The following is a 21,280-nucleotide window of genomic DNA, read 5'->3' as shown; positions in this document are numbered from 1 at the left end:
GATCGCCAAGACCAGGCCGACATTCCCGGAGGATCGTCATGACCCAATACCCTCTTCGCCGGACCGCATTGGGCGCCGCGCTGCGCAAGGCCGCCATCGGCGGAGCGAGCCTTCTGGCCGTCCCGCTCGCCTTCGACCGCGCGCCTGTCGCGCCGGCCTCGGCCCAGGAAACAGCCCGGAGCACGGCGCAAGACACGGCCCAGGACACGGGCCGGAACACGGCCCCGGATGCCGCGCAGGACACTGCCGGGACGACCGTCTCGCATGGCATCTCGACCTTCGGCGAGCTGAAATACGGGCCAGGTTTCGCGCATCTCGACTACGTCAATCCCGATGCGCCGAAGGGGGGCGAGTTCTCGATGTCCTGGGAGGGCACCTTCGACAGCTTCAACCCCTTCACGCGCAAGGGCCGCGCGGGCCTGCTGGCCAATATCGGCTACGAGGACATGATGACCGGCACCGCCGACGAGATCGGCGCGCTCTACTGCCTGCTTTGCGAGACGGTGGAATACCCGCAGGACCGCGCCTGGGCGATCTTCACCCTGCGCGAGGGGACGGCTTTCTCGGACGGAACGCCCCTGACGGCCGAGGATGTCAAGTTCACCCATGATCTTTTCGCCAGTGAAGGCCTGCTGTCCTTCCGCACCGTGCTGGGCAATTACGTCGAGAGCGTCGAGGTGCTCGATGACAGGCGCGTGAAATACGTCTTCAAGCCCGATACCCCGATCCGCGACAGGGTGCAGACGGTCGGCGGCCTGCCGGTCATGTCGAAGGCCTGGTACGAAAGCAGCGGCGCCAGCCTCGACGAGAGCCGTCTCGAGCCGGGGATCGGCTCCGGTCCCTACGTTCTGGACAGTTACGACATCAACAGCCAGATCGTCTATCGCCGCAATCCCGACTACTGGGGAAGCGATCTGCCGATCAACGTGGGGCGCAACAATTTCGACCGCATCCGCATCGAGTATTTCGGCGACAGCAGTGCCGCGCTCGAAGGGTTCAAGTCCGGGGCCTACACCTTCCGCAACGAGAACAGCTCGAAGAACTGGGCCACGGCCTATGACTTCCCGGGCGTCGAGAGCGGTGCGGTGACGCTTGCCGAGCTGCCCGACGGAACCATCGCGACCGGTCAATCCTATGTCTTCAACCTGCGGCGCGAGAAGTTTCAGGACCCGCGCGTGCGCGAGGCGATCGGCCTCATGTTCAATTTCGAATGGTCGAACGAGACGCTCTTCTACGGCACCTATGATCGGATCGACAGTTTCTGGGAGAACTCGGAGCTGGAGGCCGAAGGCCCGCCGAGCCCCGAGGAGGTGGCCCTGCTCAAGCCGCTCGCCGAAGAGGGCCTGATCGACGAGGCGCTGCTGAGCGAGCCGCCAGCCGGCGCGCCCGAGAGCGGCGCGCGCCAGCTCGACCGGGGCAACCTGCGCAAGGCGAGCAACCTGCTCGAGGAGGCCGGGTGGATCGTCGGCGATGACGGCAAGCGGCGCAAGGACGGGCAGACGCTCCGGGTCGAGATCCTCGAGGACAGCCCCACCTTCGACCGGGTGCACAACCCCTTCGTGTCGAACCTGCAGGCGCTGGGCATCGAGGCGAAGCTGAACCGGGTCGATCCGGCGCAATATACCGACCTGACCCGCAGCTTCGAGTTCGACATGGTCGTCGACCAGTTCCCCGTCGGCTACGAGCCGGGCTCGGGCTTGATGCAGTATTTCGGCACCGAAGGGGTCGAGGATGTCTTCAACGCGATGGGCCTGAGCGATCCGGCCGTCGACCGGCTGATCGGCGCGGTCATGGCCGCCGAGAGCCGCGCCGAGCTGCATGTCGCGGTCAAGGCGCTCGACCGGGTGATGCGCGACCTGCGCTTCTGGGTGCCGCAATGGTTCAAGGATGCCCATACGGTCGCCTATTACGACTACCTGCGCTATCCTGAACCGCTGCCGCTCTATGCCCTGGGACAGCTCGATTTCTGGTGGGCCGACCAGGAGGCCTTCGAGGCGCTGAAGGCCAAGGGCGCGCTCTGATCCGATGGGTGCCTATATCCTCAGACGGCTGCTGCTGATCATCCCGACCCTGCTCGGGATCATGATCGTGAACTTCGTGCTCACCCAGTTCGTACCGGGCGGGCCGATCGAGCAGATCATCGCCCAGCTCGAGGGCGAGGGCGACGTGTTCGAGGGCATCTCGGGCGGCGGCTCGGAGACGCTCGGCGCGGGATCGGACGACAACTATGTCGGCAGCCGCGGCCTGCCGCCCGAATTCATCGCCCAGCTCGAGGCCGAGTTCGGTTTCGACAAGCCCCCGCTCGAGCGGTTCCTGTCGATGATATGGAACTACATGCGCTTCGATTTCGGCGAGAGCTACTTCCGTTCGATCAGCGTCATCGACCTCGTGCTCGAGAAGATGCCGGTCTCGATCACGCTGGGGCTGTGGTCCACGGTGATCGCCTATCTCGTCTCGATCCCGCTGGGGATCCGCAAGGCGGTGCGCGACGGCTCGACCTTCGACACCTGGACGAGCGCCCTGATCATCGTGGCCTACGCGATCCCGGGCTTTCTCTTCGCGATCCTGCTGCTGGTGCTCTTCGCGGGCGGCTCGTATTTCCAGGTTTTCCCCCTGCGCGGCCTGACCTCCGACAACTGGGAGAGCATGAGCCTTCTGGGCAAGATCGGCGACTATTTCTGGCATATCGCCCTGCCGGTCACCGCCTCGACCATCTCGGCCTTCGCAACCCTGACCCTGCTGACCAAGAACAGCTTTCTCGACGAGATCAAGAAGCAGTATGTCGTCACCGCACGCGCCAAGGGGCTCAAGGAGAGCCGCGTGCTCTATGGGCATGTCTTCCGCAACGCGATGCTGATCGTCATCGCCGGCTTCCCGTCGGTCTTCATCGGTGTCTTCTTCGGCGGGAGCCTGATCATCGAGACGATCTTCTCGCTGGACGGCCTCGGACGGCTGGGCTTCGAGGCGGCGGTGGCGCGCGACTACCCGGTGATCTTCGGCACGCTGTTCTTCTTCGGCCTGATCGGCCTCGTGGTCGGCATCCTGTCGGACCTGATGTATGTCTTCGTCGATCCGCGGATCGATTTCGAATCCCGAGAGGCCTGAGATGAGCGATCCGCGCGAGCTGCCGAACGATCCGGCGGAGCCGACACAGCCGGGCATCGCCGCACCCGCGCCGTTGCCCGCGGCGGGGCATGATGCGCCCCCGCCCGTCGCGCCCGCTGGCCGGCGCCCGCGCCTGTCGCCGCTCAACCAGCGGCGCTGGCGCAACTTCCGGCGCAACGGGCGCGCCTTCTGGTCGCTGATCATCTTCACGCTGCTTTTCGGGTTGTCGCTCTTTGCCGAGTTCATCGCCAATGACAAGCCGATCCTCGTCAATTACCGGGGCGAGTATTTCACCCCGATCTTCAACTTCTACCCCGAGACCGCCTTCGGCGGTGATTTCAGGACCGAGGCGGTCTATTCCGATATCGAGGTGAAATGCCTGATCCGCTCGGGCGGGCGCGAGGAATGCTTCGACGATCCCGAGCAGACCATCACCGACGCGATGGGCGGCACTGTCGGCGGCGAGCCGGTCGAGCCCGGCTGGCTGCTCTGGCCGCCGATCCCCTACAGCTTCGACACGATCAACGATATCGGCGGCGCGGCCCCGTCGGCGCCGGACGGGTCTCACCTGCTGGGCACCGACGACACGGCGCGCGACGTGGCGGCGCGGGTGATCTACGGCTTCCGCCTGTCGATCCTCTTCACCCTGATCGTGACGGTGCTGACCTCGATCATCGGCATCATCGCCGGCGCGGTGCAGGGCTTTTTCGGCGGCTGGACCGACCTCATTTTCCAGAGGGTGATCGAGATCTGGATCTCCACGCCCTCGCTCTACATCATCATCATCCTCTTCGCGATCCTGGGGCGAAGTTTCTGGCTGCTGGTCTTCGTCACCGTGCTCTTCGGCTGGCCCGCCCTTGTCGGCATCGTGCGGGCCGAGTTCCTGCGCGCGCGCAATTTCGAATACGTGCGCGCGGCGCGGGCGCTCGGCGTGTCGAGCTGGACCATCATGTTCCGCCACATGCTGCCCAACGCGATGGTCGCCACGGTCACGATGCTGCCCTTCATCATCACCGGCACGATCTCGACGCTGGCCAGCCTCGATTTCCTCGGCTTCGGCCTTCCCTCCTCCTCGCCGAGCCTCGGCGAGCTGACATTGCAGGCCAAGCAGAACCTGCAGGCGCCCTGGCTTGCCTTCACGGCCTTCGTCACCTTCGCCCTGATGCTCTCGCTGCTGGTCTTCATCTTCGAGGGGATCCGCGACGCGTTCGATCCGCGCAAGACCTTCTCGGGCGGTCCGGGAGCGGGGGCATGAGCGCGGCTGAACACGGCGCCGGGGCCGAGACGATCCTCGATGTGCGCGATCTGAACGTGCGGTTCCGCCAGGACGGTGCCGAGAGCCACGCGGTGCGCGGGGTGACGTTCCACGTGAAAAAGGGCGAGACGGTTGCCCTTGTCGGGGAAAGCGGCTCCGGCAAGTCCGTGACCGCGCTGAGCAGCGTGAACCTGCTGCCCGACAGCGCGCGCAGCAGCGGCTCGATCCGCTACGAGGGGCGCGAGATGATCGGCGCCCCCGAAGGGGAGCTGCGGCGGGTGCGCGGCAATGACATCAGCTTCATCTTCCAGGAGCCGATGACCTCGCTGAACCCCCTGCACACGATTGAGAAGCAGCTTGCCGAAAGTCTCGCACTGCACCAGGGCCTGAGCGGGCAGGGCGCGCGAGCGCGCATCCTCGAGCTGTTGGAGCAGGTCGGGATCAACGATCCCGAATCGCGCCTCGGCGCCTATCCGCACCAGCTTTCGGGCGGTCAGCGGCAGAGGGTCATGATCGCGATGGCGCTTGCCAACGGACCCGAACTGCTCATCGCGGACGAGCCCACCACCGCGCTCGATGTCACGATCCAGGCGCAGATCCTCGAGCTTTTGCACGCGCTCAAGCAATCGGCCGGCATGTCGATGCTCTTCATCACCCATGACCTGACCATCGTGCGCAAGTTCGCCGACAGGGTCTGCGTCATGAAGGATGGCGAGATCGTGGAGACCGGCCCCGTGGCCGAGATCTTTGGCAACCCCCGTCATCCCTACACCCGGATGCTGCTCGGCGCCGAGAGCACCGGCCTGCCGCAACCGGTGCCGCAGGAGGCGCAGACGGTGGCGCGAACCGAGGCGCTGCGCATCTGGTTCCCGATCCAGGCCGGACTGCTCAAGCGGACGGTGGGCCATGTGAAGGCGGTCAACGCGGCGAGCCTCGAGGTGCGCGCCGGCGAGACGGTGGGGGTGGTGGGCGAATCGGGGTCCGGCAAGACGACGCTGGCCCTTGCGATCATGCGCCTGATCTCCTCCGAGGGGCCGATCCATTTCGGCGGGCGGAACTTGCAGGGATTGTCGGGCAGGCAGATGCGCCCCCTGCGCGCCGACATGCAGATCGTGTTCCAGGACCCTTTCGGCTCGCTCAGCCCGCGCATGACGGTCGAGGAGATCATCGCCGAGGGCCTGACCATCCACCGCCGCGATCTCGATGCAGGGCGCCGGCGGGAGGAGGTGGCGATGATGATGCGCGAGGTCGGGCTCGATCCGGCGACGATGCATCGTTATCCGCACGAATTCTCGGGCGGGCAGCGCCAGCGTATCGCCATCGCGCGCGCGATGATCCTGCGCCCGCGCCTCGTGGTGCTCGACGAGCCGACAAGCGCCCTCGACATGACCGTGCAGGTGCAGATCGTCGAGTTGCTGCGCAACCTGCAGGCCAAGTACCAGCTGGCCTATATCTTCATCAGCCACGATCTGAAGGTGGTGCGTGCCCTGTCGCACAAGGTGATGGTGATGAAGCGCGGTGACGTGATCGAGGCCGGCCCCGCCGAGCAGGTCTTCGATGCGCCGCAGACCCCCTATACCCGTGCCCTGCTCGCCGCCGCCTTCGACCTGGAGGCGCGCTCCGCCGATCCGGAAGGGGCCGGGCAGGCGGTCTGACCCGCGCCGGGCGGGTCGGAACCGGATCCGCCGAGAGCGGGAGCGCAAACAAAGACCCCGCCGGTATATCTACGGCGGGGCTTTCAGGGGTCGGATGCTATGGATGGCGCGTTCGGCTAGGGCAGGGGCCTGTGCGGGTCTGGAAGAGGGGCCGGTCCCGAGCGCGCGGCCGGCCGGTTGCGGGGAGCGCGCCCCCTCGCAACAGGGGCGCGCCACGCCGCAGGGCGCTCAGCTCGGCCCGAGCTTGGCGCATTCGACATTGCGCGCGGCCAGCTTGCGGCAGGCGAGATCGGCGGTCTCGGCACTCAGACCGACGAAATTCGCGTCATATCCCCCGATCGTGGCCACCACCTTGCGCAGCGCCGTGTCGAGGGTCCCGAGTTCCACCAAGGCCGTCTTCAACAGCACGCTCTCGGCCTGGTGGCGCGAGGGATAGCGGCCGAGATTGATGCCCCAATGCCGTCCACCGGCGGTTGAGACGCGGGTGACGACCTGGCGCCCTTCCTCGGCAAGGGTTTCTGGGCGCGGCGCGGGGGCGGCCACGGCCGCGAGGTCGGTGTCGGCTCGGCTGACGGCCTCGCGCGCGGTGCGCGGCACGGCGGCGGCCGGGACGGGGGGCGGCGCGGGCACCGGCGCCGCGGCGATCGCGATCACGGGCGCGGCGGGCGCGGGACGACCGCGGGGCCGCAGCGAGCGGGCCACGACGAGCGGTCCCGCGGAGGGGTTGGCGGCGTAGTTGGGCGCGGGGGGCGCGACGACGGCAACGCGGCTCGGCGCGCGCTTGAAGCCCATGTCCAGAAGCTCGGCGACCTTGGCGTTGCGCGCGGCCGAGGAGGGGCCACCGAAGACGGTCGCGATCACCCGCTCGTTGCCGCGCTCGGCGGAGGCGACGAGGTTGAAACCGGCGGCGCGGGTATAGCCCGTCTTGATCCCGTCCGCGCCCTTGTAGGCGCCAAGAAGGCGGCGGTTTGTGTTGTTGACGTGGCGAACTCCGGCATCGGTGCTGCGGCGCGAAAAGAGGTTGTAGTATTCGGGATGGTCATAGAAGAGGCGCCGGCCGAGCGTGGTCATGTCCCGTGCGGTCGACAGGTGTCCCGTCGCGGTCAGCCCGTGGGCGTTGAGGAAGGTGCTGCGCGTCATGCCGAGCGCCTTGGCGGTGCGGTTCATGCGGCGCGTGAAGGCCGCTTCGGAGCCTTCGATCGCCTCGCCGAGCGCTGTGGCCGCGTCATTGGCCGATTTCACGGCGGCGGCACGGATCAGGTAGCGCAGGGCGATCCGCTGGCCCGAGCGCAGCCCCAGCTTGGAGGGAGGCTCCTTCGCGGCATTTGCCGAGATCGTCACCATGTCGTCGAGGGAGATCTCGCCGCGCTTGACTGCTTCGAAGACGACATAGAGCGTCATCATCTTGGTCAGCGAAGCGGGGTGCAGGCGGGTGTCGGCGTTGCGCGCATGCAAGACCTCGCCGCTGCGCGCGTCGATGACCATCGCGGCATAAGGTGCCGCTCCCGCCTTCGATTCGATCCCGTCCAGTCCGATCAGGACGAGGAACAGGAATGCCACGCCCAGACGGACGCCCTCCGAAACCCAGTTTTTCACAATTGCACTGCCTCTGTCTGCCTCTGTCTGCCTCGGATATGTCCGGATCTTTGTGCCCGATCTACATCACGACGTAACGTTAGCACATTGCGACATTCCGGAAAATAGCCTCGTTGCAAAGAGATTGCAGGCGGCGTTCATGTATCTGGCGGCTACGACAGCCCTTGCCAGCAAGTGCCGCCGGCCCTGCTCGGCGCGGTCAGGGCAGGGGGTGGCGCTCGATCCGGCCGACCAGTTCCGGCAACTCGACCAGGCTTGCGATCTCATGGTAGCGCGGGTGATTCTGCGGCGGTTCGGCATGTTCGAGCGCCCAGGCGATGCCATGCGGCACGAAAACGCCCCAGCCGCCCGCCTCGATCGGGGGGATCACGTCCGATTTCATCGAGTTGCCAACCATGAGCGCCGCGCCGGGCGGGGTGGCGTGGTCGGAGAAGATGCGGGCATAGGCGGCGGGGGTCTTGTCGGAGACGATCTCGACCCCGTCAAAGAGATCGCCCAGGCCCGATTGCGCGAGTTTGCGCTCCTGGTCGAGCAGGTCGCCCTTGGTGATCAGCACGATCCTGTGGCTCGCGGAGAGGGTTTCGACCGTCTCGCGCGCGGCGGGCAGCAACTCGATCGGATGGGCCAGCATCTCCTGTCCGTCCTCGATGATCTGCCTGATGATGCGCGCCGGGACCCGGTCTTGCGTCACCTCGATCGCCGTCTCGATCATCGACAGGACGAATCCCTTGATCCCGAATCCGTAGCGCCCGAGGTTGCGCCGCTCGGCTTCCAGGAGCGCGGCGCGCAGGTGGGTCTCCTCGGCGTGATCGGCAAGCAGGGCGGCGAAGCGGTCCTGCGTCGATCTGAAGAACTGTTCGTTGTGCCAGAGCGTGTCGTCGGCATCGAAGCCGATCGTCTTCAGCATGGGCATGGTGCGGCTCTTGTCCTCTGTTCGGTTTCGCCGGTCCGGGAAAAGGGCCCCGGCGCTTTGGCCGGTCCGGGGCGCGCGGATGCCGGGGACGGGCACGCGGCGCCGCGCGGTGGCGGGCGGCGGTCATTGCCCCTTTTCTCAGAGGCAGGCGCGCTTATATAGTCCCTTCACCCACCGCCACACCCGTTTTCTCGGAGAAGCCGCTTGATTGCCGATCCATTCGCGATGTCAGACAAGAAAAACCCCGATGATGGGGGCGACGGGGATCTCGGGGTCGTTCTGGAGACCCGGAGCAAGACCCAGCGCCCGCCGCTCTACAAGGTGATGCTGCTCAATGACGACTACACGCCCATGGAGTTCGTGGTGCATGTGCTCGAGCGGTTCTTCGGCCTGACCCATGCCCAGTCATTCGAGATCATGCTCACGGTCCACAAGAGGGGCCTGGCCGTGGTCGGCGTCTTTTCCTTCGAGGTGGCGGAGACCAAGGTGGGGCAGGTCATGGATTTCGCCCGCCGCCATCAGCATCCGCTGCAATGCACTATGGAAAAGGAATAGGCGCTCCGCGCTGTCCCCATGCTTTCATCGAGACTTTCAATCGCGGCCGCTGACGGCCTCCTGCCCGGCGAGATGCTGGTTTTCGGCGCCCGGGGTCATGACGATCTGAGCGCGCTTGGCGGCGCGCAGCGCGTGGTCCAGGGGTTTCGCCCGGATGTCGAGGCGCTCGAGCGGGCGGGGCATTCGGTGACCACCACCCCCGAAGGCGCCGCCCCCGCCGCGCTGGTGGTGCTGCCCCGCGCCAAGGCGCAGGCGCGCGACCGGATCGCCCGCGCCGCCGCCGCCAGCGAGGGCGCGGTCTGGATCGACGGGCAGAAGACCGACGGGGCCGACAGCCTGCTGCGAGAGATCCGCAAGAGGGCGCGGACCGGCGCGGTGATCTCGAAGGCGCATGGCAAGCTCTTCGAGGTGCTCGAGGGCGATTTCAGCGACTGGATCGAGACGCCGTCGCGTAACGCGGCGGGGTTCTGGACCGCGCCGGGAAGCTTTTCCGCGGATGACGTGGATGCCGGCTCGGCGCTTCTGGCCGATGCCCTGCCGCAGACCCTGAAGGGCCGGGTGATCGATCTCGGCGCGGGCTGGGGATACCTGTCGTCCAAGGTCCTGGAGCGCGAGGAGGTCGGCGCGGTCGAGCTGGTCGAGGCCGACGCGCTCAGCCTCGATTGCGCGCGCCGCAACATCGACGATCCGCGTGCCGTCTTCCACTGGGCCGATGCGCGGGGCTTCCGGCCCGCGCGTCCCGCCGATCACGTCGTGGCGAACCCGCCCTTCCATACCGGGCGCGACGCCGATCCGGGTCTCGGGCGTGCCTTCATAGCCGCAGCGGCGGCGTGCCTGACGCCCTCCGGGGGGCTCTGGCTGGTCGCCAACCGGCATCTGCCTTATGAAAGCGTTCTGAACGAGAGCTTTGCGCGGGTGACCGAGTTGCCCGGCGCGCCGGCTTTCAAGCTGTATCACGCCCAGAAGCCGCGCCGGACGCGCCGCTAGGCGCTGTCGGGGAACCTGCTCATGTCCTTCGCGATCACCGGAAAGACCGCCATCGTCACGGGAGCCGCCACCGGCGTGGGATTGGCCATCGCGCGGCATTTCATCGACCAGGGCGCCAATGTCATGATGGCCGATATCGACGAGGACCGTCTCGCTCAGGAGCTGGGTGTGCTGGGCGAGGACGAGGGCAGCGTGCGCTCCTTCGGCGGCGATCTGCGCGAGAAGCTGACCATCGCCAACCTGCTCTCGGCGACGATCGACGCCTTCGACCGGATCGATATCCTGGTCAATGCCACGCAGCACATGATCCTGTCCGACCCGCTCGATGCCGAGGACGATTCGATCACCACGCTTCTTTCGCAGAACCTGATGACCTCGGTGCGCCTGTCGCAGCAGGTCGCCAAGAGGATGATCCGGCAAGCCGAGAATGACGGCCAGAAAAGCGGCCCCGTGGGCACCATCATCAATCTCAGCTCGATCGCCGCGCGGCGCACCTCGCCCGAGCTTCTGGGCTTCTCGGTCAGCTCGGCCGCGCTCGACCAGGCGACGCGTTCCATGGCTGTCGCCCTTGCGCCGCACCGCATCCGCGTCAACGCGATCGCCTGCGGCTCGGTGATGAGCGGCAGCCTGCGCGGCGCGATCAAGGAGCAGTCGGGCCTGCGCGAGGAGATCATCGAGAACACGCCCCTCGCCCGCATCGCGAGCGCCGGCGAGGTCGCGGCGACCGCGCAATTCCTTGCTGCCGACGGGTCCGGCTTCATGACGGGTCAGATCCTGACCATCGATGGCGGGCGCACGCTGGTCGACGTGGTCGAGAGCGCGGCGCATTGAACGGCAAGGGAGATGTCGATGAGCGATGATTTCGCCGATCGCAAGGCCGCCGCGGCCGACTGGTTCCGCACCCTGCGCGACCGGATCGTGGACGCGTTCGAGGCGCTGGAGCAGGAGCACGAGACTGCGGAGCCTGCCGGGCGGTTCGAACTGACCCCGACCAGACGCCATGCCGAGGACGGATCGGATGCCGGCGGCGGGCTGATGAGCGTGATGCGCGGCGGACGGGTCTTCGAGAAGGTCGGGGTCAACATCTCCACCGTTCACGGCACGCTCGGCGCGCGCGCGCAGGCCGCGATGGCGGCGCGCAAGGGCCTGCCGGGCATGGCGGAGGATCCGCGCTTCTGGGCCAGCGGCATCAGCCTCGTCGCGCATATGCAGAACCCGCACGCCCCCGCCGTGCACATGAACACGCGGATGTTCTGGACGCCGCATGCCTGGTGGTTCGGCGGCGGCTCCGATCTCAACCCGGCGATCGAGTATCCGGAGGACACCGAGCATTTCCATGCGCAGCAGAAGGCGCATCTCGATCCGCATGGCCGCGCGCTCTATCCCAGGCTCAAGGCGTGGGCGGACGAGTATTTCTACATCCCGCATCGCCACCGCGCCCGCGGTGTGGGGGGGATCTTCATGGACGATCACTGCACGGGGGATTGGGAGGCCGATTTCGCCCTGACCCGGTCGATCGGCGAGGCTTTCCTGCCCGCATGGCTGCCTCTCGCCCAGAAGCGCCGCCACCAGGACTGGAGCCCGGCCGACCGGGAGGCGCAGCTGGTCCATCGCGGCCTCTATGCCGAGTACAACCTCGTCTATGACAGGGGCACGAAATTCGGCCTCGAGACCGGACATGACGCCAATGCCGTCCTGATGAGCCTGCCACCCTTGGCCAAGTGGGTCTGACCGGGTTCGCGGGCCCGGCCGTTCCCGCGCGGGGGAAGCGGTCGGGGCTTCTTGCATCCGTCGCGCTCAGCGCGTCTCGCGCAGCGTCTCGAGCATCAACGCGACATTGTCGGGATCGGCATCCGGCGTGATCCCGTGGCCCAGGTTGAAGACATGCGGCCCGCCCGAGAACGCATCGCGGATCCGGCGCACCTCGTCGATCAGCGCCTGGCCGCCCGTCACCATGTGACCGGGGGCGAGGTTGCCCTGCACGCATCCTGCGCTTTGCACCTCGGCGGCCGCCCAGGCCGGATCGACCGACTGGTCGAGCCCCACGCAATCGGCGCCCGTCGCCGCCGCGAAGCCGACATAGCGCTCCTTGGCCTCTCGCGGGAAGGCGATGACCGGGATGCCGGGATGCCGTGCCTTGAGCTCCGAGATGATGCGCGCCGCGGGGGCCAGGGAATAGCGGTCGAAATCCTCGCCCTTCAGCGAGCCTGCCCAGCTGTCGAAAAGCTTGACCACCTCGGCGCCGGCCTCGATCTGTGCGCTGAGATATTCGATCGTCGCATCCGTGATGCGGTCGAGAAGGGCCTCGAAGGCCGGGCGGTTTTCGTCCTTGAACGCGTGTGCCGGTCCCTGGTCGGGCGTGCCGCGCCCCGCGATCATGTAGGTCGCGACTGTCCAAGGGGCCCCCGCGAAACCGATCAGGGCCACGTCGGCCGGCAGCTCGCGCGACAGGATGCGCACCGTTTCGTAGATCGGCGAGAGGGTCTCGTGGATATCCTCGACCGGTTTCAGCGCCGCCACCCCGGCCGTGTCGGTGATGGTCGACAGGCGCGGCCCCTCGCCGGTGACGAACCACAGATCGGCGCCGAGCGCCTGGGGAACGAGCAGGATGTCGGCGAAGAGGATCGCGGCGTCGAAGCCGAAGCGCCGCAGGGGCTGCAACGTCACCTCGGCGGCAAGCTCTGGCGTGTAGCACAGCGACAGGAAATCGCCCGCCTGCGCCCGCGTCGCCTTGTATTCCGGCAGGTAGCGCCCGGCCTGGCGCATCATCCATGCCGGCGGTGTCGGCAGCGTCTCGCCGGCGAGCGCCCTGAGCAGAAGTTTCTGAGCCATGTGCAGTCGTTCCTCTCTTCAGCGCGTCCGGCTGTGGTCCCGGTCTGGGGGTGCAATGTCAACCCGGATTGTCGTTGCGGGTTTCGGGGTGCGGCAGTAAGCCATGGGCATGACATTCGAGCTTCCCACACCCGACGCCCCGCTCAAGATCGGCACACGCGGATCGCCCCTGGCCCTCGCGCAGGCGACGGAGACGCGCAAGCGCCTCGCCGATGCCTTCCGCCTCCCCTCCGAGGCCTTCACCATCGTCGTCATCAAGACGACCGGCGACAGGATCATCGACCGCCCGCTCAAGGAGATCGGCGGCAAGGGGCTTTTCACCCGCGAGATCGAGGAGGCGATGCTGGCCGGCGAGATCGACATCGCCGTCCACTCGATGAAGGACATGCCGGTGGCGCAGCCCGGCGGGCTCGTGCTCGACACCTACCTGCCGCGCGAGGACCCGCGTGATGCGTTCATCTCGCTGACCGGCGGCTCCCTTGCCGAGTTGCCCGAGGGCACGGTGGTGGGAACGTCCAGCCTGCGGCGCAAGTCGCAGCTCCTCCACCGCCGGCCCGATCTCAAGGTCGTCGAGTTCCGCGGCAACGTGCAGACCCGGCTGCGCAAGCTCGAGGACGGGGTGGCGCAGGCGACCTTCCTCGCGATGGCCGGGCTCAACCGGCTCGGGGCCGACGAGGTGCCGCGCCGGGCGATCCCCGATACCGAGATGCTGCCTGCGGTGGCGCAGGGCGCGATCGGGATCGAGCGCCGCGCTGATGACATGCGCGCGGGCGAGATGCTCGAGGCGATCCATGATGATGCGACCGGGGTGCTGCTGGCGGCCGAGAGGGCCTTTCTCGCCGCGCTCGACGGCTCCTGCGAGACCCCGATCGCGGGCCTTGCGAGCGTCGCGGACGGGCGCATGGTGCTGCGCGGGGAGATCCTGCGCACCGACGGGTCCGAATGCCTGTCCGATCGCAGCGAGGGCGCGCCCGAGGACGGCGCCGAGATGGGCCGGGTGATGGCCGAGGGGCTGCTGGCGCGGGCGGGCGAGGGTTTCTTCGACTGGAAGTGACGCGCGCCCCGGCTCAGGCCTTCGCCCGCGCCCCGGACCGCGCCCGCCGGTCGATCCAGAAGAGCAGCGCGCCCGCCGAGGCGACCGTCATCGCGCCCAGGGCGGAGGCGGCGCCATAGCCCCCGATGGCGCTGCCAAGCGCAAAGACCCCGGCGCTCGCGACCTGGCCGCCAAGACCCACCAGCGAGACGAGCGCGCCGCCGGCGCCGGGCCGGGCCGCCATCATGTCCTGGATGTAGAGGATCGGCATCGACAGCATCACGCCCGCCCCGCAGGCGGCGGGCACGATCAGCGCCCAGACAAACGGGCCGGCCGCCAGGAGCGGAAAGGCCAGGAGGAAGAGGGCGTAGAGGCAAACCGCCCCGAGGATCACGCCGTTGATCCCGAAGCGTGGCAAGAGGCGCGGCGCGATCAGCATCACCGGCATCTCGCAGCCCGCCACGAGGGCCACGAAAAGCGCCACGTCGCCGGCATCGCGCCCCGGAACGCCCGACAGGATGAGCCCCGTCAGCACCAGGTAGAGCGCGATGCCGCCATGCACGACCGCCAGGAGCAGCGCACGCGCGAGCACCGGGGGCGCGGCCAGTTCGCCAAGCGCCTTGCCGGGGGCGAGACCGCTGGCGATGTCGGGCCAGTTGGCGGTGCCGTCGCGGGGCCAGCGCCACAGGAAGATCGCGAGGATGCCGGCCGCGGCGGCGGCGCTCGCGGCATAGACCGACAGGAGCGGCGCGCCGGCGGCGAAGGCCAGCGCCCAGAGCGGCAGGACCAGCAGGAAGGGCAGGGCGAAAAGCGCCCGCACCGCGCTCTGCACCCCCGCCCGCGCGGCTTCGGGATGCACGCTGGCAGCGAGCCGCGTCATGGTGAAGATCTGCCCGAAAAGGGTGCTGCCGAGCGGAAAGATCAGCATATGCGCCAGCAGGAAGGCCGGCAGGCTGCGCAGGGACAGCATCACCAGCGCCCCGCTCATCGCGGCACTCGCGGCGAAGACCACCGCGCGGCGGCGCCGGGCGGTGCGATCGGTGATGATCCCGACGGCGAGCGAGACCAGCAGCGACAGGCTCGATCCGGTGACGAAGACGAGCGCGTAGGCCCCGTCGCTCAGCCCGAAGACCTCGATCCCGATCAGCGACTGGTAGGGCCCGATCGAGGAGATGAAAACCCCGAGCAGGATGATCGAGAACGCGCCGAGACGCAGCACCGGATCGCCGGCGATGATCCTGAGCGGTGCGAACATCAGGGCAGGACCTTGCCGGGATTCATGATGCCCTGCGGATCGATCGCGGCCTTGATCTGGCGCATGAGCCCGAGCGCGACCGGGTTCTTGCGCCGCGCCATCGAGCCGCGTTTGCCAAGGCCGATACCGTGTTCGGCGGAGAAGCTGCCGCCCAGATCCTGCACCACCGTCTCGATCCGCTCGATCAGCGCCTCGAGGTGGTCAGGGTCGCCGCGTCCCGGCCAGATCGCGTAATGGACGTTGCCATCGCCCAAGTGCGAGACGACGAAGGGCGCGGCATCGGGATCGAGCGCGACGATCTGCTGCCCCGCACGGACGAGGAAGCGCTCGACCGCGTCGAGGGGAACGGAGACATCCGTCAGGATCGCGGGACGGCGGGTGTAGCACAGCTCCCCGGCCATCTCGCGGCGCGCCCACATCTCGCGCCGCTGCGCCTCGGAGCGGGCGATGACGGCATCGAGCACGGCGCCGCTCTCGATCATCTCGCCCAGCGTCTGCTCGAGCCGGGCCATGGCAGGCACCGTCCCATCGGGCAGGGGCTCTGCATCGCTGCGCGCGGTGACGCCGATCTCCAGCAGGATGTTGACCTCGTGGCGGGCCTCGAAAGGCGGACGGGCGCCGGGCACATGGGCCAGGTGCGTGTCGATGTAATGGGCGGGCATGTATTCGAAGGCCTCGACCGCGCCGCCGGTCTCGGCCTGCAGGCCGTTGAGCAGATCGAGCGCATCGCCGAGACCGCGCGGGGCGATCATCGCGGTGACATAGGCGGCGGGGCGAGGGGAGAGCTTGAGCACGGCTGCGGTGATGATCCCGAGCGTGCCTTCGGCCCCGATGAAGAGGTCGCGCAGGTCAAAGCCCGAATTGTCCTTGTGCAGCTCGCTCATCAGATCGAGCACCTCGCCGGAGGGCAGCACGACCTCGATCCCGAGGCACAATTGGCGCGTATTGCCGTAGCGCAGGACGTTCGAGCCGCCCGCATTGGTCGAGAGCGCGCCGCCGATCCGTGCCGATCCGCGCGCGCCGAAGGTCAGCGGAAAGACCAGGTCCTCGGCCTCGGCCGCCGCGTGCAACTGGCCGAGGATGACGCCGGCCTCGACCACCGCGAGGCGGGGGCCCGGCTTGATCTCGCGGATCGCGTTGAGGCGCTCGACAGACAGCAGAAGCTGCCCCGGCGCGATCGCCCCGCCCATCAGGCCGGTATTGCCGGCGATCGGCACGACCGCCTGTCCCGCGGCGGCGGCGATACGCATCACGGCGCTGACCTCGGCGGTGTTTGCCGGACGTATCACTGCGAGCGGCTCCGCGTGGTAGGCGCCGGTCCAGTCCGACGCGTAGGGCGCGCAATCCGCTCCGGTCAGGACATGCCGCGCCCCGACCGCATCCGCCAATGCCTCGATGATATCCATGCCGGCCTCCCTGCCTGTCGCGGCCAGCATTTCCCAGGCGTGCGGGAAAGGCCAGCGCGCATGCGCCGGCCTTCTCGTCCCCCGGGGTGGGATCAGCGCGGCGCGGCGGTGGCGTTCTCTCCGGGCTTCTGCGCCTCCGGGGACTGCCCAGCCGCCTCCATGCGGGCGATCAACTCGAGCACCGCGGGGCCGAGCGCTTCCACGATGCGGGCGACGCCTTGTGCATTGGGATGCACGCCGTCGGGCTGCATGTAGCGGCGCAGGGCCTCGCGCCGATCGGCGATCGAGGTCAGCGGCGCAAGGAGATCGTCGAGAAGGAGCGTGCCGTGGCGCTCTGCCAGATCGGGGTAGATCGCGTCGAAATCGGCCTTGTAGCGCGCGCCGAAATTCCCCGGCGCCGTCATTCCCGCCAGCAGGATCGGCACTTCGCGCGCGCTGGCACGCTCGAGCAACTGGTCGAGATTGCCGCGCGTGACGGCCGGGTCGAGACCGCGCAGCAGATCGTTGCCGCCAAGCGCCACGATCAGCCCGCCGACCTCGGGGGTCAGGGTCCAGTCGAGGCGCGACAGCCCCCCCGCGCTGGTATCGCCGGAGACGCCGGCATTCACGATTTCGACATCGGCGCCCCGCGCGGCGAGCCATTCGCGCAGTTGCGGCACCAGCCCCTCGCCGGGCGCCAGCCCGTATCCCTGTGTCAGGCTGTCGCCAAGTGCGGCGATCACCGGCGTCTGCGCCGCCGCAATGGCCGGCGCCCCGAGAAGCGCGGCGGCCGCCACGGCCGCACGCACGAGGTTGCGCACCGGCCCGGATGCGCCATATCGAACGGCAGAGGCGACAGGAGGCCCGGCCATGAGCGATCCGATACTCACCCTGCGCGATGTGCGGCTGTCCTTGCAGGGCAATGCCGGTCCGGTGGAGATCCTGCGCGGCATCGACATGTCGGTCGCGCGCGGCGAAACGCTGGGGCTCGTGGGTCCGTCTGGATCGGGCAAATCGTCACTCCTCATGATCATGGGCGGGCTCGAGCGTGCAAGCTCCGGCGAGGTCCTGGCGCTGGGTCATGACCTGACGGCGCTGAACGAGGATGCGTTGGCCCGGCTCCGCCGCACCAATATGGGGGTGGTGTTCCAGTCCTTCCACCTGATCCCGACGATGACGGCGCTCGAAAATGTCGCAACCCCGCTCGAACTGGCCGGGGCGCGTGACGCGTTCGCACGCGCCGCCGAGGAACTCGAGGCCGTGGGGCTTTCGCACCGCGCCGCACATTACCCCGCGCAGCTTTCGGGCGGCGAGCAGCAGCGTGTCGCGCTGGCCCGCGCCGCGGCGCCGCGCCCGGCGATCCTGCTTGCCGACGAGCCGACCGGGAATCTCGACGCGGCGAGCGGGGCGGCGATCATGGACCTGCTCTTCACGCTGCGCGACCGGCACGGCGCCACGCTCGTGATGGTAACCCATGCGCCGGACCTTGCGGCGCGCTGCGACCGGGTGCTGCGGCTCGAGGATGGACGCATCGCGCAGGGCGATGCGGCGCGGGCCGCCGAATGAGCGGCGGCGCCCTTCGCATCGCCGCCCGCATCGCCGCCCGCGAGCTGCGGGGCGGTCTGGCGGGTTTTCGCGTCTTTCTCGCCTGCCTCGCGCTCGGCATCGCGGCGATCGCCGCCGTCGGATCGGTGCGCGAGAGCATCGAGGCGGGATTGGCGCGCGAGGGGGCGGCGCTCTTGGGTGGTGACGCCGAGATCGAGCTGACCTACCGCTTTGCCACACCCCGGGAGCGCCGCGGACTGGCGCAGCTTGGCACGGTTTCCGAGATCGTCGATTTCCGGTCGATGGCGGTGGTCGGCACCGGCCCGCAGGCCAGGCGCGCGCTGACCGAGATCAAGGGGGTGGACGATGCCTATCCGCTCTATGGCGAGATGCGCCTCGATCCCGCGATGTCGCTGGATGCCGCGCTCGATGGCGATGGCCGGCACAGGGGCGCGGCGATGGCGCCAGAGCTGGCCGCGCGCCTGTCGATCGCGCCGGGCGATGTCTTCGCGCTGGGTGAGAGGGAGTTCGTGCTGATGGCGCTGATCGAGGCAGAGCCCGACAACGCGATCAGCGGCTTCGAGATCGGCCCGCGCACGATGGTGCGCAGCAGCGCGCTCGAGGGGAGCGGCCTGCTCGCGCCCGGAACGCTCTTCGATACCGAATATCGCCTGCGTCTTCCGCCGCAGGCCGATCTCGACGCGGCGAAGGCCGAGGCCGCCGCTTTCATCGAGGATGGCGGCTATCGCTGGCGCGACAGGCGCAACGGCGCGCCGGGCGCGGCCCGTTTCATCGAGCGGCTCTCGGCGTTCCTCGTGCTCGTCGGCCTCGCGGGGCTCGCGGTGGGCGGCGTGGGGGTCGGCGCCGCCGTCAGGGCTCATCTGGAGGAAAAGACCGAAGTTATCGCGGTTCTCAAGACATTGGGGGCGAGCGGCCGGGTGATCTTCCTTGTCTACGCGATGCAGATCGGGGCGCTGAGCCTTCTGGGCGCGGTTATCGGGGTGGTGCTGGGCGGCGGCGTGCCGCTCCTGCTCGCGCCGCTGATCGAGGCGCGCCTTCCCGTGCCGGCGGTGATCGCGCTGCATCCCGGCCCGCTCGTCGCAGCGGCGGTCTATGGCCTTCTTGCCGCGGCGATCTTCACCCTGTGGCCACTGGCGCAGGCGCGTGATCTGCGGGCGGCGGCGCTCTTTCGCGGCATGGACGCGCCGGGCCGCACCCGGCCGCGTATCGGCGATGTGGCGCTCGTGGCCAGCCTCGTCGCGGTGCTGGTGGGGCTGGCGGCGGCCTTGTCGGGAATGGCGCAGTTGACCCTCTACGCCGCGCTCGGTCTCGGGCTGACCTTCGCCGCGCTTCTGGGGCTTGCCGCGCTCATGCGCCGGGCCGCGCGGCGGGCCTCCCGCTCGGGGGCGGTGCGCGGGCGTCCGGCGCTGCGCCTCGCCCTTGGCGCAATCGGCGGTCCGGGCGGCGAGGCCGGCTCGGTCATCCTGTCGCTCGGGCTGGGCCTCACGGTGCTCGCCGCGGTGGGACAGATCGACGCCAACCTGCGCGGGGCCATCGCACGCGAATTGCCCAAGGTCGCGCCAAGCTACTTCATGATCGACATCCAGCCGGCGCAGACGGCCGCCTTCGGCGCGATGCTGGAGGCCGAGCCCGGCGTCAGCCGCGTTGAAACGGCGCCGATGCTGCGCGGTATCCTGACGGACATCAACGGGCGGCCGGCGGCCGAGGTGGCCGGGGATCACTGGGTGCTGCGCGGGGACCGGGGGATCAGCTATGCCGCCGAGCCGCCCGAGGGGACGCGCATCACCGCCGGAACGTGGTGGGACGAGAGCGAGGCGGGCGCGGAGGCGCAGGTCAGCTTTGCCGCCGAGGAGGCCGCGGAGATGGGGATCGGGCTCGGTGATCTTCTGACGGTGAACGTCCTCGGGCGCGATATCGAGGCGCGGATCACATCGCTGCGCGAGGTCGACTTCTCGAATGCGGGGATCGGGTTCGTCATGGTGATGAATCCCTCCGCGCTGGCCGGGGCGCCGCATTCCTCGATCGCGACCGTCTATGCCGACCCGCAGGCCGAGGCGCGGATTCTCTCCAGCGTCGGCGAGGCGTTCCCGAACATCACCGCGATCAGCGTGCGCGACGCGATCGAGCGGGTCGGCGATGTGCTGGCCGGGGTCGCGGCGGCGATCACCTACGGTGCGCTCGCCACGCTCGTCACCGGCGGCGTGGTGCTTCTTGGCACAGCGGCGGCGGGCACCCGCGCGCGGGTCTACGAGGCGGCGATCCTGCGCACCGTCGGCGCGGCGCGCGGTGCGATCCTCGCCAGCCTGGCGCTGCGCTGGGCGATCCTCGGCGCTGCGGCCGGTGTGGTGGCGGCCCTGGCGGGGGCAGGGGCCGGCTGGGCGGTCAGCCATTACGTGATGGAGACGCGCTTCGTCTTTGCCCCTTGGGCGGCGCTCGCGGTAATCGGGGGCGGGGTCGCACTGACCCTCCTGGCAGGTCTGGCCTTCGCATGGCGCCCGCTCGCGGCCCGCCCCGCGCAGGTGCTTCGCGCGCATGACTGACATCCCGGCCGCGCGGTCCGCACGTTCATTGCCGCCGGCGCGCGATATTCGACGACTTTTCATCTTGACGCCCCGCCCGGCCTGACTTACCCAGCGCCACATCCTGGCGGAGTAGCTCAGTTGGTTAGAGCAGCGGAATCATAATCCGCGTGTCGGGGGTTCAAGTCCCTCCTCCGCTACCAAATTCCCTCAAGGGGATTTCCCCTTAAAATCAAAGTGTTTGGGCGATATGTCGCCCGCGCTTCTGGCGCTTCGGGTGGGGTGTTGTATCACCCCAAATGGGCCGATTTTCTGGGTTTTAGCACAAGTCGAAGTGGAAAATGGGTGGAAAAACGGTGGCAAGAGTGCGCCCCCGCGACTCACCCGGTGGAACGGCAAGGGGCGCAGCGAGAATCCTCGCAGTGAGCGCCCCCTATCCTTCATCGTCTTCCTCTGACCCTGCGGCTTCTGGCGCAGGGTCTGAATCAGGAGTAGGGACCGGCCCGCCGATGCCAGCGGGCAGGCGCGCGTCGGCCCGGCGGGGCGTTGTTGCAGAACTCTGATTGTCGAGGATTCACATTGTGAATCCATGCGGTTAGACGGTCCGCATGAGCAAGCCATCAC

General features: G+C 68.5%; 17 protein-coding genes and 1 tRNA gene. 12 read left to right on the top strand and 6 right to left on the bottom strand.

Going from position 1 to position 21,280, the window contains the following annotated elements; translation table 11 throughout:
- Positions 1-38 precede the first annotated feature (38 nt).
- From PMES_RS08965 to PMES_RS08950, 4 genes are read left to right on the top strand one after another with little or no spacing between them, the layout of a single operon-like run.
- The gene (locus tag PMES_RS08965; RefSeq protein WP_159965375.1) at positions 39-2,021 is read left to right on the top strand and encodes an extracellular solute-binding protein; all 1,983 of its coding nucleotides are present in this window, start codon (positions 39-41) and stop codon (positions 2,019-2,021) included.
- A gap of 4 nt (positions 2,022-2,025) precedes the next feature.
- Entirely contained in the window at positions 2,026-3,105 is a 1,080-nt protein-coding gene (locus PMES_RS08960; RefSeq protein ID WP_159965374.1) for a microcin C ABC transporter permease YejB, read from the top strand.
- A 1-nt stretch (position 3,106) separates the two neighbouring features.
- A complete protein-coding gene (locus PMES_RS08955) occupies positions 3,107-4,360 on the top strand; it encodes an ABC transporter permease (protein ID WP_159965373.1) in 1,254 nt (417 codons plus the stop codon).
- Complete coding sequence (locus PMES_RS08950) at positions 4,357-6,015, top strand: ABC transporter ATP-binding protein (protein WP_159965372.1); 1,659 nt, start codon at positions 4,357-4,359, stop codon at positions 6,013-6,015. The genes PMES_RS08955 and PMES_RS08950 overlap by 4 nt, the downstream gene beginning before the upstream one ends.
- A gap of 228 nt (positions 6,016-6,243) precedes the next feature.
- Here PMES_RS08950 and PMES_RS08945 read toward each other — a convergent pair whose 3' ends face one another.
- Complete coding sequence (locus PMES_RS08945; protein WP_438943234.1) at positions 6,244-7,611, bottom strand: D-alanyl-D-alanine carboxypeptidase family protein; 1,368 nt, start codon at positions 7,609-7,611, stop codon at positions 6,244-6,246.
- A gap of 199 nt (positions 7,612-7,810) precedes the next feature.
- A complete protein-coding gene (locus PMES_RS08940) occupies positions 7,811-8,524 on the bottom strand; it encodes an HAD family hydrolase (protein WP_159965371.1) in 714 nt (237 codons plus the stop codon).
- Positions 8,525-8,749: 225 nt separating this feature from the next.
- Between PMES_RS08940 and clpS the strand changes: the two genes are divergently transcribed.
- Genes clpS through hemF form a run of 4 tightly spaced genes read left to right on the top strand, consistent with a single transcriptional unit; the run spans position 8,750 to position 11,797 of the window.
- Positions 8,750-9,079, top strand: coding sequence for an ATP-dependent Clp protease adapter ClpS (clpS, locus tag PMES_RS08935; RefSeq protein ID WP_159965370.1), 330 nt, complete (start codon positions 8,750-8,752; stop codon positions 9,077-9,079).
- Between the two features lie 18 nt (positions 9,080-9,097).
- A complete protein-coding gene (locus PMES_RS08930) occupies positions 9,098-10,066 on the top strand; it encodes a class I SAM-dependent methyltransferase (protein ID WP_159965369.1) in 969 nt (322 codons plus the stop codon).
- Between the two features lie 21 nt (positions 10,067-10,087).
- Entirely contained in the window at positions 10,088-10,897 is an 810-nt protein-coding gene (locus tag PMES_RS08925; protein ID WP_159965368.1) for an SDR family NAD(P)-dependent oxidoreductase, read from the top strand.
- A gap of 18 nt (positions 10,898-10,915) precedes the next feature.
- Positions 10,916-11,797, top strand: a complete 882-nt coding sequence (hemF, locus tag PMES_RS08920; RefSeq protein ID WP_159965367.1) for an oxygen-dependent coproporphyrinogen oxidase — start codon at positions 10,916-10,918, stop codon at positions 11,795-11,797.
- A gap of 66 nt (positions 11,798-11,863) precedes the next feature.
- Here the strand turns inward: hemF and hemE are convergent, their stop codons facing one another.
- Positions 11,864-12,898 carry a uroporphyrinogen decarboxylase gene (gene hemE / locus PMES_RS08915; RefSeq protein WP_159965366.1) on the bottom strand — a complete coding sequence of 345 codons (1,035 nt, stop codon included), beginning with the start codon at positions 12,896-12,898 and terminating at the stop codon, positions 11,864-11,866.
- Between the two features lie 109 nt (positions 12,899-13,007).
- Here hemE and hemC point away from each other — a divergent pair, with 109 nt between their 5' ends.
- Positions 13,008-13,952 (top strand): hydroxymethylbilane synthase, encoded by a 945-nt coding sequence (gene hemC / locus PMES_RS08910; protein WP_159965365.1) that lies wholly within the window; start codon positions 13,008-13,010, stop codon positions 13,950-13,952.
- Positions 13,953-13,965: 13 nt separating this feature from the next.
- Here the strand turns inward: hemC and PMES_RS08905 are convergent, their stop codons facing one another.
- From PMES_RS08905 to PMES_RS08895, 3 genes are all read right to left on the bottom strand, one after another.
- Entirely contained in the window at positions 13,966-15,186 is a 1,221-nt protein-coding gene (locus tag PMES_RS08905; protein WP_236549754.1) for an MFS transporter, read from the bottom strand.
- Positions 15,186-16,592, bottom strand: a complete 1,407-nt coding sequence (locus PMES_RS08900; protein ID WP_159965364.1) for an FAD-binding oxidoreductase — start codon at positions 16,590-16,592, stop codon at positions 15,186-15,188. Before PMES_RS08900 ends, PMES_RS08905 begins: the two co-directional genes overlap by 1 nt.
- A gap of 92 nt (positions 16,593-16,684) precedes the next feature.
- Positions 16,685-17,443, bottom strand: a complete 759-nt coding sequence (locus PMES_RS08895) for an arylesterase (RefSeq protein WP_159965363.1) — start codon at positions 17,441-17,443, stop codon at positions 16,685-16,687.
- Here PMES_RS08895 and PMES_RS08890 point away from each other — a divergent pair.
- The 3 genes from PMES_RS08890 to PMES_RS08880 all read left to right on the top strand — a co-directional run bounded on the left by PMES_RS08890 (position 17,442) and on the right by PMES_RS08880 (position 20,859).
- Positions 17,442-18,137 carry an ABC transporter ATP-binding protein gene (locus tag PMES_RS08890; RefSeq protein ID WP_159965362.1) on the top strand — a complete coding sequence of 232 codons (696 nt, stop codon included), beginning with the start codon at positions 17,442-17,444 and terminating at the stop codon, positions 18,135-18,137. The two genes, PMES_RS08895 and PMES_RS08890, sit on opposite strands and share 2 nt — an antisense overlap.
- Positions 18,134-20,677 (top strand): ABC transporter permease, encoded by a 2,544-nt coding sequence (locus PMES_RS08885; protein ID WP_159965361.1) that lies wholly within the window; start codon positions 18,134-18,136, stop codon positions 20,675-20,677. Before PMES_RS08890 ends, PMES_RS08885 begins: the two co-directional genes overlap by 4 nt.
- A 105-nt stretch (positions 20,678-20,782) precedes the next feature.
- Positions 20,783-20,859: transfer RNA gene (locus tag PMES_RS08880), tRNA-Met, on the top strand.
- Positions 20,860-21,280 lie beyond the last annotated feature (421 nt).

The sequence above is a fragment of the Profundibacterium mesophilum KAUST100406-0324 genome, from assembly GCF_009835145.1.
GTDB classification, from domain to species: domain Bacteria; phylum Pseudomonadota; class Alphaproteobacteria; order Rhodobacterales; family Rhodobacteraceae; genus Profundibacterium; species Profundibacterium mesophilum.
This window is presented reverse-complemented; position numbering and strand designations above follow the sequence as displayed.

What these genes read in the sequence shown, in the direction of transcription:
- hemC (WP_159965365.1), top strand. Translation starts at nt 13,008, where the DNA reads ATGACATTCGAGCTTCCCACACCCGACGCCCCGCTCAAGATCGGCACA.
- hemE (WP_159965366.1), bottom strand. Translation starts at nt 12,898, where the DNA reads ATGGCTCAGAAACTTCTGCTCAGGGCGCTCGCCGGCGAGACGCTGCCG.
- PMES_RS08960 (WP_159965374.1), top strand. Translation starts at nt 2,026, where the DNA reads ATGGGTGCCTATATCCTCAGACGGCTGCTGCTGATCATCCCGACCCTG.
- clpS (WP_159965370.1), top strand. Translation starts at nt 8,750, where the DNA reads ATGTCAGACAAGAAAAACCCCGATGATGGGGGCGACGGGGATCTCGGG.
- PMES_RS08900 (WP_159965364.1), bottom strand. Translation starts at nt 16,592, where the DNA reads ATGGATATCATCGAGGCATTGGCGGATGCGGTCGGGGCGCGGCATGTC.
- PMES_RS08905 (WP_236549754.1), bottom strand. Translation starts at nt 15,186, where the DNA reads ATGTTCGCACCGCTCAGGATCATCGCCGGCGATCCGGTGCTGCGTCTC.
- PMES_RS08955 (WP_159965373.1), top strand. Translation starts at nt 3,107, where the DNA reads ATGAGCGATCCGCGCGAGCTGCCGAACGATCCGGCGGAGCCGACACAG.
- PMES_RS08950 (WP_159965372.1), top strand. Translation starts at nt 4,357, where the DNA reads ATGAGCGCGGCTGAACACGGCGCCGGGGCCGAGACGATCCTCGATGTG.
- PMES_RS08890 (WP_159965362.1), top strand. Translation starts at nt 17,442, where the DNA reads ATGAGCGATCCGATACTCACCCTGCGCGATGTGCGGCTGTCCTTGCAG.
- PMES_RS08940 (WP_159965371.1), bottom strand. Translation starts at nt 8,524, where the DNA reads ATGCCCATGCTGAAGACGATCGGCTTCGATGCCGACGACACGCTCTGG.
- PMES_RS08895 (WP_159965363.1), bottom strand. Translation starts at nt 17,443, where the DNA reads ATGGCCGGGCCTCCTGTCGCCTCTGCCGTTCGATATGGCGCATCCGGG.
- PMES_RS08885 (WP_159965361.1), top strand. Translation starts at nt 18,134, where the DNA reads ATGAGCGGCGGCGCCCTTCGCATCGCCGCCCGCATCGCCGCCCGCGAG.
- PMES_RS08965 (WP_159965375.1), top strand. Translation starts at nt 39, where the DNA reads ATGACCCAATACCCTCTTCGCCGGACCGCATTGGGCGCCGCGCTGCGC.
- PMES_RS08925 (WP_159965368.1), top strand. Translation starts at nt 10,088, where the DNA reads ATGTCCTTCGCGATCACCGGAAAGACCGCCATCGTCACGGGAGCCGCC.
- hemF (WP_159965367.1), top strand. Translation starts at nt 10,916, where the DNA reads ATGAGCGATGATTTCGCCGATCGCAAGGCCGCCGCGGCCGACTGGTTC.
- PMES_RS08930 (WP_159965369.1), top strand. Translation starts at nt 9,098, where the DNA reads ATGCTTTCATCGAGACTTTCAATCGCGGCCGCTGACGGCCTCCTGCCC.